The 14,124-nt window shown below is 67.4% G+C and carries 9 protein-coding genes; 7 read left to right on the top strand and 2 right to left on the bottom strand.

Features of this window, described 5'->3' with window-relative positions; genetic code table 11:
• Positions 1–428 precede the first annotated feature (428 nt).
• The 6 genes from FJV41_RS41115 (at position 429) to FJV41_RS41090 (ending at position 8,848) form a co-directional block, all read left to right on the top strand.
• Entirely contained in the window at positions 429–992 is a 564-nt protein-coding gene (locus FJV41_RS41115) for an RNA polymerase sigma factor (protein WP_141648091.1), read from the top strand.
• Complete coding sequence (locus tag FJV41_RS41110) at positions 989–1,804, top strand: anti-sigma factor (RefSeq protein WP_141648090.1); 816 nt, start codon at positions 989–991, stop codon at positions 1,802–1,804. Before FJV41_RS41115 ends, FJV41_RS41110 begins: the two co-directional genes overlap by 4 nt.
• Positions 1,801–3,486: a hypothetical protein gene (locus tag FJV41_RS41105; protein WP_246137736.1), complete on the top strand. Its 1,686-nt coding sequence runs from the start codon at positions 1,801–1,803 to the stop codon at positions 3,484–3,486. Before FJV41_RS41110 ends, FJV41_RS41105 begins: the two co-directional genes overlap by 4 nt.
• A gap of 210 nt (positions 3,487–3,696) precedes the next feature.
• Positions 3,697–5,664, top strand: coding sequence for an RCC1 domain-containing protein (locus tag FJV41_RS41100; protein ID WP_141648089.1), 1,968 nt, complete (start codon positions 3,697–3,699; stop codon positions 5,662–5,664).
• A gap of 383 nt (positions 5,665–6,047) precedes the next feature.
• Positions 6,048–7,844, top strand: a complete 1,797-nt coding sequence (locus FJV41_RS41095; RefSeq protein WP_141648088.1) for a hypothetical protein — start codon at positions 6,048–6,050, stop codon at positions 7,842–7,844.
• 155 nt (positions 7,845–7,999) lie between these two features.
• Entirely contained in the window at positions 8,000–8,848 is an 849-nt protein-coding gene (locus FJV41_RS41090; RefSeq protein WP_141648087.1) for a hypothetical protein, read from the top strand.
• A 1,088-nt stretch (positions 8,849–9,936) separates the two neighbouring features.
• Here FJV41_RS41090 and FJV41_RS41085 read toward each other — a convergent pair.
• Positions 9,937–11,415 (bottom strand): FAD-dependent monooxygenase, encoded by a 1,479-nt coding sequence (locus FJV41_RS41085; RefSeq protein ID WP_141648086.1) that lies wholly within the window; start codon positions 11,413–11,415, stop codon positions 9,937–9,939.
• A 444-nt stretch (positions 11,416–11,859) separates the two neighbouring features.
• Here FJV41_RS41085 and FJV41_RS41080 point away from each other — a divergent pair, with 444 nt between their 5' ends.
• Complete coding sequence (locus FJV41_RS41080) at positions 11,860–12,426, top strand: hypothetical protein (RefSeq protein WP_141648085.1); 567 nt, start codon at positions 11,860–11,862, stop codon at positions 12,424–12,426.
• Between the two features lie 155 nt (positions 12,427–12,581).
• Here FJV41_RS41080 and FJV41_RS41075 read toward each other — a convergent pair whose 3' ends face one another.
• On the bottom strand, positions 12,582–13,532 hold the full coding sequence (locus FJV41_RS41075; protein ID WP_246137735.1) for an RNA ligase family protein: 951 nt from the start codon (positions 13,530–13,532) through the stop codon (positions 12,582–12,584).
• Positions 13,533–14,124 lie beyond the last annotated feature (592 nt).

Below are 14,124 nucleotides of genomic sequence, written 5' to 3'. Positions count from 1 at the left end.
CCGCAGTCCTGAGGACCGGCGCCGGGCCTGCACTCCCCCTCACAGCAGGTCCAGCCCACTGAGCAGGGGCAGGGGAGGCCCGCCTCCTGGATTTCGGAGACACAGCCCCCGGTCAGTGTGGCACCGAGAGCCAGGGTGAGGACGAGGGCGCGGTAGGTCATATGCGGTTCCAACGCCGGGCGGGTCGGAGGTGGACGAAGTCTTCTACCTTCCCGAGCGTGCCGGGCGCTTTGCCCACGCTGGAACTCGAGGACCTCGCCCGTCTCACCCACCCCCATGAAGCCGCGCCCGAATTTTTTGGGGCCTGCATTCCGCCTACAGTCCGTATCGGTTGGGATGCCCCCGGGAGAAAAATCGATTCGTCCAACTCCTCGGCACCGGACGTTGGGCCTTGCGTGGACCCGGCAACCCCCTTTGAGGCAGGACTCATGAGAGACGGCGTCCCGGATGAGGCACGCCGGTGGCTGTCTCTGTTCCACGCCGGGGACCGCCCGGTGCTGAACGCGTGCTATCGCGAGCATTTCGACACCGTGTACCGGGCCGCCACCCGCGTCCTGCCGGCGGTGGACGCGGAGACAGTGGTCCACGACGTCTTCCTCCGGCTCATGTCCGACGAGTTCGCGCGGCGCTCCTTCAAGGGAGGCTCGCTATCCGCGTGGCTCCACACCCTCTCCCGCAACCTCGCGGTGGACCGCGTGCGCAGGCGGCAGCGGGAGGGGGCCGCCCTGGCTCAGCTCGCCGCCGAGCCCCGTGACGTGGAGCCTCCCGCGCCCCCGGAGCTGGAGCTCGATGCGGACCTCCTGGTGGAGCGCTTCCGCCGCGAGCGGCTCCCGGCGAAGTGGGCGCCCGTCTTCGAGGCTCGCTTCGTGCGGCACCTCAGCCAGCGGGATGCCGCGACCGCCCTGGGGATGCACCGCACCACTCTCGCCTATCAGGAGCTGCGGGTCCGCCGGCTCCTGGAGAAGTTCCTCCTCACCCCGGAGGCACGATGACTTCCACCTGTGACTTCCTCTCCCTCGTCGACCGCCACTTCTCTGGCCGCGACTCGCCCCCGGATGAGCGGCGCCTGCGGACCCATCTCCCGGACTGTGACAGGTGCCGCGAGCATTACGAGCGCCGACTCCTCCTCGCCCGGTTGGATCCTCGGGCTCCGGAGGCGAGGACGCGGCTGGCGCGGGGGCTCGGCCTGGACGACCCGGCGTCCCCGTCTCCGAGCCGATGGCCCCTGCTCGCCCTCGTCCTCGGCTCAGACGGCGCTGCTCGCCGCGGCCCCTGGCTCCTCGTCCCCGTCGCGATGGCCTGCCTGGGGCTGCTCGTGCTCGGTCTTCCTCGCGTGGGGACGACTGGCGATGATGGCTTCACGGCGCGGAGCGTGGGGACGCGAGGCGGGGATGCGCGGCTCCTGGCCTATGCGGTGGAGCCCGGAGGGCACACATCGCTCCTCGGCCCCACGCTGAAGCCCGACCAGGAGCTGGCCTTCGCCTTCCGCAATCCCGATGGCCACCGCTATCTCATGGTCTTCGCCCGCGACGCCGCGGGCCACGTCTACTGGTACCACCCGAGCTGGACCGACCCGGCCAGCGATCCCTCCGCCCTCCCGATTCCCCCTGGCGGTGAATTGCGAGAGCTGCCCGAGGCCATCTCTCATCCGCTGGCGCCGGGCCTCCTCACCCTCCACGCTGTCTTCCTGGACTCGCCGCTCACAGTGAAGCAGCTGGAGGCCCTGCTCGCGGCTGGACCGCTGGAGTCGAGACTCCCCGCGGGGGCGGATACCACCTCGATGACACTCCAGGTTGCCCCATGAAAGCCGCCGCTTCGCTCCTGACCTTGCTGGCCACGGGCGCTGTGGGCGCCATGCCTCTGTCCGTAGTGACTGCGCCGACGCACACGGCCTCCGTGCTCGCGCCACCGCCCGCGACCGGGGAACACACATCGCAGCCCCCGGCCGCCGCGCCCGCGCTACCACACACCGCCACCTCGCCCGCGTCACCCCATACAACCGGGGCACCTGCACCACCGCACACCGCTGCCTTCGCGCTCGTCATCGGCGTCAACCGGGGACACGAACCGGATGCGCCGACGCTGCGGTTCGCGGACGACGACGCCGCGCGCTATCTCGACCTCTTCCGGATGCTCGGCGCGCGCACGTACCTCCTGGCGCGTCTGGACGACAACACGCGCCGGCTGCACCCGCAGGCTTCAGCGGAGGCGCTGGACCCGAACCACGCCGAGCTCTCCTCCGCTGTGAAGAAGCTGGGTGAGGACATCTCGCTCGCGCGCAGGCGCGGCGTGGAGACCGTGGCCTATGTCATCTACGCCGGCCACGGCAACGTGCGCGAAGGCGAGGGCTACGTGAGCCTCGAGGACGGGCCACTCACGGGCCGGATGCTCGCCACCGATGTGGTGGACCGCCTCGGCGCGGACCGCGTCCACCTCATCGTCGACGCCTGCTACTCGTACTTCCTCGCCTACAGCCGCGCCCCGGGTGGACAGCGCCGCCCCCTGCCCGCGGGCTTCACCCGCGCGGTGGGCCTGGCGCTGGCGGACAACGTGGGTCTGTTGCTGTCCACGTCCTCCGCCCGGGAGAGCCACGAGTGGGAGGCCTTCGAGGCGGGCATCTTCAACCACGAGGTGCGCTCGGGCCTGTTCGGCGCAGCGGATGCGGACGGTGACGGGCAGGTGAGCTACCGGGAGATCGCCGCCTTCGTGGAGCGCGCCAACGCGGCCATCCCCAACGAGCGCTTCCGTCCCCAGGTCCACGCGCGCCCGCCCAAGGGCTCCGAGCAGCTCGTGGACCTTCGGGCCGGGCTGGAGCGTCGCCTCGAGGTCGATGGCGCCCGGGGCGCGCACTACCTGCTGGAGGACGCCAATGGTGTGCGGCTGGCGGAGTTCCACAATGCCGCCGGTCAGCCCCTGCGCCTCTTGCGCCCGCCCCCACGCGGCCCCGTCTTCCTGAGGCGCGTGGAGGACGAAGCCGAGTACCTGCTGCCCACCACCCAGGACGTCGTCCACCTGGAGTCCCTGTCCGCCGAGGCGCCCCGAGTGGCCTCGCGCGGCGCGGCGCACGCGGCCTTCCAGCACATCTTCACCCTGCCATTCGGACGCGACTTCGTGGCGGGCTTCGAGCCACGGCCGCCCCCACTCACGCTGGTGGAGTCGGACGGAGGTGGCCCGTGGAGCTGGAGGAGGCCGCTGGGGTGGGGGGCGCTCTCACTCGGGACACTCTCCCTGGGCGCTGGCGCATGGGCCACGCTGGAGGCGAAGAGCCAGCGCGACGGCATCACCTCGGGCCTGCCGCAGCAGGAGGTCGCCCGGCGCAACGGCCGCATCCACGACCTCAACACCACCAGCGGCCTGCTCTATGGCGCGGGAGGCCTCGCGGTGCTGAGCGGCGCGTTGCTGCTCCTGTGGCCCGACACGCAGTCCCTGCCCGTGGCCGCGCTGGGCCCGGAGGGTGCCGCGCTGGGGCTCGCGGGCGTGTTCTGATGCGTCCCGCGCACACGGTCCGACGTTCCCTCCCTCCGGGACCTGGTGACTCCTCGGATGAGGCCATCTCGTTGAATTGAGCGTCTGGCTCTGCGACCTGCGTCGCCAGGCCCCGTTATGGGGGGGCAGCATCCCGTTGGGGTTCTTCGCGAGGGGTGGTGCGTCTTTCCATGAGGGGAACTGGTGAAACATCAGCTTGGTCGTCTGTCTATGAGTCGTTCTTCCACGCGGTGGCTGTCGCGGTTCGCCTGCCCCCCGGGATTCTTCCCTGACATCCGGTGCGCCATCCTTCTTGGCTCCTGGGTCCTCGCCGCGTGTGGAGGAGGAGGAGGGGAGAAGCCACCGCCGACTCCTCCGGCAAACAAGGCCCCGGTCGCGGTGGCGGACAGGGTGAGGACCGACGAGGACACCGCCGTGGTCATCCCGGCTACCACGCTCGTCGCCAACGACACCGACGCGGACGGCGACTCACTCGCTGTCACCGTCGTTGGCAACGCGACCCAGGGCACCGTGACGCTGGCGGGCGGCAATGTCGCCTTCACCCCGGAGGCGAACTTCTTCGGGACGGCGACGTTCGGTTACACGGTCAGCGATGGGACGAACACCAGCACTTCGACGGTGACCGTCACCGTCCAATCCGTGAATGACGCTCCCGTTGCCAGCGCCGATTCGGCCGTCACCCGAATGAATGGCGGGCTGACCCTCTCGGTGGCGAAGCTCCTCGCCAATGACAGCGATGTGGAGGGTGATGGGCTGACGGTGAGCCAGGTCGCGAACGCGGACCACGGCACGGTTGAACTCGTCGGCGACGAGGTGAAGTTCACACCGACGCCCGGGTTCGCGGGCGCAGCCAGCTTCGAGTACCAGGTGTCCGACATTCACGGCACGACCGCGACCGGCTCGGTCGCCGTGCGCGTCCGTGACGATGTTCCGAACTCGGTTGTCGCCGGGCCGCTGCACACCTGCGCGGTCTTCCAGGACGGACGTGTCAAGTGCTGGGGCTTCAACGAATATGGTCAGCTCGGGCTCGAGGATGCGGCCAACCGCGGGGACGGCCCAGGTGAGATGGGCGACCTGCTCCCATTCGTCCGCCTCGGCGCGGGTCAGAAGGTGACGTCGCTCCACCTCGGTGCCTACTACACCTGTGCGCTCCTCGAGAGTGGCGCGGTCAAGTGCTGGGGGAGGAACATCGCTGGCATGCTCGGGCTCGGGGATACGCAGAGCCGAGGAGCTGTTCCTGGAGGGATGGATGAGGCACTGCCGCCGGTGGACCTCGGCACGGGGCGGACCGCGAAGGCTCTCGCCGCCAACGGCAGTGATTACACGTGTGCAATCCTCGACGATGACACGGTCAAGTGCTGGGGTGACAGCGACCGTGCCCAGCTCGGGCTCGGCGATGTGAGGAACCGCGGAGATGGCCCGGGGGAGATGGGAGATGCGTTGCCGCCGGTGGACCTCGGCGCGGGGCGGACCGCGAAGGCGCTCGCCGCGGGTTCTGGTCACACCTGCGCGCTCCTCGACGATGACACCGTCAAGTGCTGGGGTTACAACGTCTTTGGCCAGCTCGGGCTCGGCGATACGGAAGACCGGGGAGATGACCCGGACGAGATGGGCGACGCGCTGCCCCGGGTGGAGCTCGGCGCGGGGCGGACCGCGCGGGCCATCGCTGCTGGTGGCTATTCCACGTGTGCGCTTCTCGATGACGGCTCCGTCAAGTGCTGGGGTTACAACGAATATGGCCAGCTCGGGCTCGGCGATACGGAGCCCCGAGGAGACGGTCCCGGGGAGATGGCTGCCGCGCTGCCCCCGGTGAACCTCGGCACGGGGCGGACCGCGAAGGCGCTCTCCTTGGGTGCATTCTACACGTGTGCGCTCCTCGATGACGGCTCCGTCAAGTGCTGGGGTTCCAACGAGAGTGGCCGGCTCGGACTCGGCGATTCGAAGAACCGCGGTCAGCTCCCAGCTCAAATGGGCGACGCGCTGCCTCCGGTCAACCTCGGTACGGGCCGAACCGCGACGTCACTCACGACTGGCACCCACACCTGTGTCACCCTCGACGATGGCGACGTCAAGTGCTGGGGTGACAACGACTATGGCCAGCTCGGGCTCGGCGATACGAAGACACGCGGAGAGAGCCCGGGTGAGATGGGCGCCGCCCTCCAGGCCGTCGGTTTCTAGCGCCTGGTTGGGTCGGGAAGAAATCTGCCCTCCTGCTGCGCGCTGGTAGCAGGAGGGCAGGCACATGGGGGTTGGTGAAGAAGGACGGTGCACAGCGCATGCCCTCGGCAATCGGCTACGCTGCACCGGCCGGGTTCGAAAGAGCAGCGGCGTCGTCAACCTGTCCATCGAACCGGATCACGCCCACTTCCCCAGGACATACGAAAGGTGCGGCGATGCAACCGAACCAGTCCAGAGCACGCCTTTCCGAATCGCGCGCTATCGCGACCACGCTTGCATTCATATGCGCAGCCTGTTCGAGCGAACCGCAGGATCGCCCTCCAGCCCGCGCTCCGAGCTCCACGGCAAGCCAACCGCGCGCCGCGCAAGTGCCTCCCTCGCCCGTGCCCGTCGCGCAAGTGCCTCCTTCGCCCGCGCCCGCCGCGCGAGTGCCTCCTTCGCCCGCTCGCGAACCCGCGCTGCTCCTCTCTGACCCCGCGGAGCTGATCCTCCTGGAGCGGCAGGGGCTGGCCTTCGGTCAGCAGCTGGGCGCTCCGGCCGAGGACGCGCAGAGCCTCCTCACTTCTCCACGGTATGCGTCCTTCGTCTCGGTCATCGAGCGCGACCTTGCCGAGCTGTCCAGTCGGGACGGCGTCGCCTTCAGCCAGTTCCCGCTCGACACCCAGCGCCTGAACTACGTCTTCGATCCGAAGTGGTTGCGCTCGCCCCACGCGCGCTTCCAACTGGTGGGCGTGGTCAACCGGCTCGACATGCGCTTTTCGACGCCCAAGGAGTGTGGCCAGTTCCGGTTGATCTATCGCCTCTCACTCCAGCCGAAAGGCCGGCCCGTCGTCCGCCTGCCAATGACCATCAACGTCATCCGGCCGTTGCCCATGGGACCGGGCGCGAGCTGCGGGGCGATTGCCAGACAGTGGCGCGAGCTGCCGGTGAGCGCCTCCGAGCGAACCGTCGCGGTGGGGCGGATGGTGACCCAACTGCCGCCCATGAGCCGCCTCGAGACGAACTTCCAGAATCTGCACGGGCCGGGAACCCCCGAGGCGGACGACCACGCGGAGTACGTCCTCAGGGCCTTCGACGTGAAAGCGAATCGCCTCGTCCCACGGCCGCTCCTCAACACGCCTCGGGCGGACCTCAATCCGGCGGAGCGCAAGGCGCTGACGGACTGGATGGTGAAGAGCTTCATGGACATCGACGCCGGGCGCTCCGTCATTCCGGACCGGTTCCTGGCCACGCGGGCCATCTCGGTGAGCCCCCGAGGGCTCTCCAGGCCCGCCAATCGCGTCTTCAGCTCCCTCTTCAAGGCAGAGGTCGACTCGCGTGTGTTCGCCGAGCTCCCCTATGCCAAGGCGAAGCTGGTTCGCTCCCCGAGGGGCCTGCTGCGACGGCTCGACGGCTTCACGTGTACTGGCTGCCATCAAAGCCGGTCCGTGGCGGGCTTTCATCTCCCCGGCGAGGAGCGAGACCCGAACCAGACGTTCAACGCCCTCGCGGTTGGCGTCTCGCCGCACTTGCATGAGGAACTCGGCTGGCGGGCACGGATGCTCGCGAGCGTGGCGGATGGGACGGCGTTCGCTGAGCCGCGACCGTTTCCCGAACACCCCACCTCCGCCGGCTTCTACGGCTCACATTGTGGTCTCGGAGATCCAACCTTCGCGGACTGGACGTGCCAGACCGGGCTCAAGTGCCGCGACAGTCATCACGACGAAGTCGGGTACTGCGCGTCCGCGATTCCGACCTCCGGCGACGCGTGTGAGAATGCCCGAGTGGTCGCCCGCCCTGGCGCGAGCGGCGACCAGATCGTCGCCGATCCACCTGAGGTGTGTCAGGGGCAGTCCTCGGACGCCATTCCGTGCATCGCCAATCGCTACGGGTTCCCGCTCGGGTTTTGCACCGTGCCGTGCGCCCAGCCCGGCGCGCGCTCGGGCTCCTCGGTGTGCGCGCCGATGCTCGTCTCCGGCTATGAGCAGGTCTGTTTTCCGCAGGAGGACTCGATTGAAGACTGCGTCCAGAAACAAGGGCTCGTGGCGGTCATGACCACGCGCACCTGTTCCGTCGACGAACCCTGCCGCGACGACTATGGCTGCAGCCGTTACCCAGGCAGCGCTCCTGGAACAGGCGCGTGCGTGCCTCCATACTTCTTGTTCGACTTCCGGGTCGACGGGCCCAGGCTCGACCGCTGAATGGCTGCCTGCCTCGTTTGGGTCAGGCACCGTGGTAGAAGGTCTCAGACTTGGCTCCAGGCCGGTTGCGTCGGTTCCTTCGACGCAATCGCTGGAGTGAGCCCTGGAGGTTGTTCGTGCGTACGGGTCAGTGGTTGGTAGGGAATGCGAGCCGCATGCTTCTGATGTTTTGTCTCGCTTTCGTGGAAGCGGCGCATGCGCAGGTCCAGGTGCGGCTCAAGTCCGAGCCTGCGGGCACGATTCCCGACCAGTTCGTCGTGGAGTTCACCTACAAGCCGCAAGCGCGGCCCAGGTTGTTCGTGAACGACGTCCTCGTCTACCGGCATCCCGTGAGCAGCCCCGAAGAGGACATGGAGCCCGAGCTCCGGCGGGGCTTTCCCATCCAGCACTTCGTGGTGCCGGGGAAGAACACCCTGCGGGTGGAAGTCGACGGCCATGCGGAGTCGGTCCAAGGCAAACTGCAAAAGCTCACGGTGAAGGTGGGCAAGGACCGAGCGCTGGCCGAGACCTACTCCGACGTGGGGAACATCCAGGTGAAGGCCCCGCTCACGTTCAAGGCACCCACGAAGCTGAAGCCTCCTCTCTGGCGGACAGGCCAGAAGATTGTCTGGAGCGACGCGGAGAAGAATCAGGTCCACGCAAAGATCGTCGAGTTGCAGCAGTTGCTCCAGGCGAAGAAGTTCGAGGATTTCACAGCCCTCCTGGCGGGCCCCATCCAGGAGACCGTCCGTCTGACGGGAATCGCCAATGCGAAGAAGCTGACCCAAAGGGAGATGATGGAGTGGGAAGATCTCTCGCAAGCCAGTGACTGGGCGGTCCGCAGCCCCTCTGTCGAGGCGCTGGACTGCACGCTCTACGGGGGCGGTTGGCTGGTCGAGTGCCTGGAGAAGGGGACGGACCATACGCTCCAGTTCACCGCGAACGAGGTCAGGGAAGGCCGCCGGTTCATGTGGATGAAACGAGACGCTGGCTACAGTCTGTATACGAAAGTCAGCCTCTTCTGAGCCCTTCGAGGGGCTACTGTCGCATGGTGGGTGCCGGTCATGTCCCGAACCTTGTGTAATTCGTCGAGAGGGGCGGGGAGGCGCGTCCCTCTACGTGTGTAGAGGGAACCGGGGCGAGAGGGAATCAGCGGCTCAATCAGGCGCTACTGTTCATCCGTCAGATCCACCGGTCAGCTTCGGGCATGACCGGCCCTTTGTCGATCAGCGGCCCGCCCTCCGCCACCGGGCTTGCTCGCTCAATTTCGAGACCAGCTCTATTGCAGGCAGTTGGATTTACTGCGACCCCGGTGCGTGTGTTGCGGCTGTCTTGCCGACGCACTTTTTGTTGATGCAGGCGCCGACGCACTGTTTCGGGCAGTAGTAGTCTGCTACGCCGTTGCATTGGATGTATGCTGAATTGAGAAGGGCACGACTTTCTGGGCTTTGCTGCCACGCTCGAGATACTGAAAGGCAGCATCCATCATCTATTAGTCGCACATCTTCCGCATGGCAGTCTTCGTCTTCTGTGCAATCCGTGTGGATTCTGGCCTCTATTTCAAGGGTTGTACGTGCTCTGCTGCAAGCGTTGCTGGCCGCTCTATCTGAGGCATGGTTGTCAGATGCGGCCCTGGTTGTCTGGGCTGTGCAGCCGGTTATGAAGATTGCGGCAATTATGGGCCACATGTGGTGGGTGTTAGTCATGATTTTCGACCAAGCTGGCAATGTAATCGGAAAGTGGGCGCTTCCGAAGGCCGTGGGTTGAGGTTGCCCCGGTTCCGCGCTTTCGTCATCAAGCGGCAGCGCGGTGCTTCTTCTCGTAACCAGTGGGTGACTCGCAGTCGAGCGCGGGGCGCCCGGGCGACGGCATGGGAGGACGCCCAGCACGAGCAGCCCGGCGACGCTTGTTTGCTCCCATCGCAACTCCTCGGATTCGAGCGTTGCGACGACCCGTTGAATCCATCGACGTTCCGGTGCCCGCCCGAATACACCCCGTATGTCACCAGGGTGGAGACGTTCTGCTCGCGCGCCTCGCTCACTCGCCTTGACGCACCCATGCCGCAGCGGCCGTCAGGCCGCCGGGCATGGTCCGCTGAGGCAAGCGAAACGCGTTACGGCACTCGCGGTGGCCCGAACCATCGGGTCAAGGCCTCACGCAGGCCCTGGTCCGTGCCCTCACCGACCCACGCGACGTGACCGTCCGGTCGAATCAGCACCGCAACGGGTGCAGTGACCGCGCCGAGCGCCGGGAGCTCCCACTCCCCCGTGTAGCGAGCAGCGACCCTCCGAACGCGGTCCGCCCAGGGCGTGACGTCGAGAGTGCCGGACTCGCCCAGGTCGAGCAGCACCGGCCGCGCGTCGTGCAACAGGTGGAACACTCGCCGGGGACCGTCGGGGGTGACCAGGTCGAGGTCCGGCACGCGGCGCCCGAGCAGCGGGTGTCCGCTGCCCAGCTCGTAGTGGACGTCCAGCCCCGACATCATCGCCGCGTACTGCTTGCGTGGCCTGTCCATCTGCAGCAACTCAGCCAACGTCTCGCGCACGGCGTCCATTCGCGCGTCACCGCGGCTCAGCGCGGTCTGCGCCATGGTCTTCCGCAGTGCGCGGGCCGCGACGGGGTGCCGTTCGGCCTGGTACGTGTCGAGCAGGTTCTCTGGCGAGACGCCGCGCACGACCTGGGCCAGCTTCCACCCCAGGTTCACGGCATCCTGCACGCCAAGGTTGAGTCCCTGTCCGCCCATCGGCGAGTGCACGTGGGCCGCGTCGCCGGCCAGGAGCACCCGCCGGTCGCGGTAGGACGCGGCCTGCCGCGTCATGTCGGTGAACCGCGAGAGGGACGTGGCGCGGCGCAGGCCGTAGTCCGTCCCGTAGAGCGCGACGAGCCCCTCGCGCAGCCCATCGAGGGTCGGCGCGTCGCCCGTGCCGACCTGCTCTTCTCTCAGCACGACGCCCACGCGGCCGTCCTCCAGCTTGCCCATGGCGTAGGTGCCCTTCTCGTCCCGGCGGATGCCGAATGCCGGTGCTCCGGTCATCTCGACCTCGGCGATGAGGTAGCTGATTGACGCATCCCACCCCGGGAACTCGATGCCCGCAGCCTTGCGAACAAGGCTGCGACCCCCGTCGCACCCGACGAGGTACTTCGCCCGCAACGCACGGCCGTCGGACAGCTCGACGTCGACGCCGGTGTCGTCCTGCGCGAAGCCCGTCACCTCGCACCCACGGTAGATGGGCACCGACAGCTCACCCACCCACTCCGCCAGGATGTGCTCGAAGCGCTCCTGCAAGAGCGCGAGTCCATGGTTGTGACGTGTCGGGAAGTCGCTGAGGTCCAGAAGCGTCTGCCCGAACGCGACGTTCTGGACTGCTTGCCCTTGCGAGACGAAGCGCTCGACGACCCCGCGCTGATCGAGCACCTCCAGGCTGCGCGCGTGCAGTCCGCGCGAGCGCGAGCCGGCGACCTCCTGATTCGCGCGCCGCTCGACGATGGCCACGTCCACCCGCGCCAATGCCAGCTCCGCCGCCAGCATCAGCCCGGTCGGGCCCCCTCCGGCAATCACCACCTCGTGTTGTGTCACCACGTTCGTGTGCATCCCCTGGCCTCCTGCTTCTGGAGTGAAACGGGTGATGGTGGAGCATGACCGGGGGGGCTTGCGGCAATCGCCGGGGTCTGGCATTTGATGGCAGTGGAGAGAGCGGCGAGGGCTGCCATGGCTCCTCCAGCGGCCCGTCGCGGACCCCCAAAGTGCGCACGCGTGCCTTCGCGCGTGGCACTGACGCACTGCATGAAGTGGCCTTGGTGCCCCCACATGGGACCGGGTTGTCTGGCTCGGTGGCGATGCGGTATGCGCCGCGTCGGTAGCCTCCCCGCCAGGGATGGCGCGGCTGCTCGCCGGGTGATGGTGGATGGGCGTCAGTACGCGCGAGGTCTACCTGGAGGGCCCCCGTCGAGAAGCAGACAGGCCGCCATGCAGGCGGGGATTTGATGGCCCTTTGCTGCGAGCATGGGCGCGCTGCACTTCTTCCCTGGGGGCTGAATGCAAGCCAGTCTGAAACTTCACCCAACACGGTTCTCCACCGCGTCGCCTCGTGCCTTGCTGCTGGCGGTGACGGTGCTGGGGCTGTTGATGGTGCCGTCCGTCGCGCACGCGCTCCTGCTCATCACCTGTCCGGCCGGAACGACGCAGGCGGCCTATTCGCCCGGATTGACGAATACGCCGAGGCTCATCCATGCCGTGGGGCAAGAGTTGTCAGGGCTTTGCACCGGAGTGGGGCTGCCCATGGGGGTGAGCTCTTTCACGACCACTTTCACAGGCGAGGATACGGCGGCATGTACGACGTTGTTGACCGCCAGCGAGGGTGACCAGACCTTTGTGTGGAACAACGGGGCCACGAGTACCTGGCATTTCACGGCCACGGTGGGAACCAGCGTGGGCGGCCAACGCGTCACCACCCTGCAGGGGCCCATCACGTCTGGGCTGTTTCAAGGCGCGCAGGTGACGCAGGTGGTGACCTTGCTGAACCTGGACCTGGCGGCATGTAGCACGGAGGAGGGGCTCACCTCCGCGAGCGGGACGTCGACGTATCTCTTCACGGCCCTGTAGCGACGCCGGGCTCTCGTGCGCGCCTCGCGCGCATTGGCGCACGGAGCTGTGCGCCCAGCGCGAATTCCGACTCACGAATTCAACCCGCTGACCGTGTCCGATTCGACGGGGGGCAACCCCACGCCCGTGGCCCCTGTCCTCAGGACCATCCGTTCTCACTTACCGTGTGGCGCGAGCGCGGCCCGGACGAGCACCAGGGCCCGCTCGCGAATCCGGGCCGACAGGAAGTCCTCCGCCTTCGCATCGAGCGAGCGATAGGCGAGAGGAAACGCCAGCTCCAGGTCCACCCGCACGTCGAGGACCACTTCGTCGAGCAGCGTATCGACCTGGTCGCGTCCGCACTTGGAGAGGGCGCTGGCGATCCTCGCGGGGTTGACCAGTCGCGCGGCCCACTCCTCGAGCGTCTCCAGCGAGAGGGACTGGTGGGGACTCCACGCCTCGCTCTCGTCGAAGCGGCCCTCGCTGAACTCGTCGATCTTCCGTTTGACGGAGGCACGAGTGCTGGGGGAGGCGCGCAGCTCGCTCTTGATGACCAGCCCCTCCGCCACGTTGTCGGGGATGGGTGGCAGCCCCAACACGCCGGGAACCCGTGTCGGATACCGCGTGGGGACGCTGTCCATGTCGCCGCGAGTCCCTCGTCGAAGCACGGGAGGCGTCACGAGTCCCGCTGCCTTGGCCGCGGCCTCCAGCTCCGGATGGGCCAGCAAGGTGCCCTCGTCTTCGTCATCCCGCACGAGCAGGACGTCGAACGGCGACCAGCGCAGCTCCGGCGCATACCAGATGCCGGTCTGCACGGCGGACAGCCCCGGCACGGGTGGCACCTCCGGATGCGGATAGTGCCCGCCGAAGAGCTCTCCGTAGAAATACACCGTGCCGGTCGTGGCCCCCAGCGACTGTGCCATCTGCTCGGCCGCGGAGCCCAGTTGCGCCCGCATGAGCTGCCAGCCGAAGAAGGACTCGTCCTCGGTCAGCCAGGCCTTTCGCTTGCCGAACCAGACCTGTCCAGCCCGCACGGCGATGACGAGCTGCGCGCCATGAATCTTCTCCAGGGCGATCCACGGGCCACCCGGGCTGGGCGCTGACTTCGGTTGACCCGCTGCGGGCATCTTCGCGTAGGTCCGAAATGAAGGAGGCGGCACCATGCCCGGCAGAATGCCCGAAGTGGCCGCGCCGCGCTGCCCCGGTCATTCGGACGCGGCAGGGGAGTTGATTCCAACTCCGCGTCGCCGACACAGGAACGCTCCGGTCTCCGCGCGCCTCGCTCACTGGCATTGACGCACCGCTGTATGGGGCCTTGACCCGCTCCTGATGCGGTGGCCGAACTTTGGGTAGACGCAGCCATCCCGGTTTTGGTTTCACCAAGGAAGTCCTCTCTTTCTTGCTTGGAACTGCTTGCCGATTCCTTGCTTGAGGGTCGGGACCGCCAGAATCGGCCCCATACCTCTTCCAATTCAAGACGTATCCGGCGATGATGTCGGCGATTGGCGCAATGCTAATCTTCAGTGCAGGGGGAGAAATATGACACAGCTTTACAGGCATCTACTGACAGTTTCCCTGTCCGTCCTGGGTTTCCCCCTGTGTCAGGGAAGATGTCGCCTCGGCTGACGTGCCGAGCTGACGACGCCCTGGGGGCGAGCGCAGGCGGTTGAAGTGCCGTACACAGACGCATTCAAGGCGCAGATGGTGAAGCGGATGATG

The organism is Myxococcus llanfairpwllgwyngyllgogerychwyrndrobwllllantysiliogogogochensis, from assembly GCF_006636215.1.
GTDB classification, from domain to species: Bacteria; Myxococcota; Myxococcia; order Myxococcales; family Myxococcaceae; genus Myxococcus; species Myxococcus llanfairpwllgwyngyllgogerychwyrndrobwllllantysiliogogogochensis.
The sequence above is the reverse complement of the archived record's forward strand: the minus strand, read 5'-3'. Positions and strand labels throughout refer to the sequence as shown.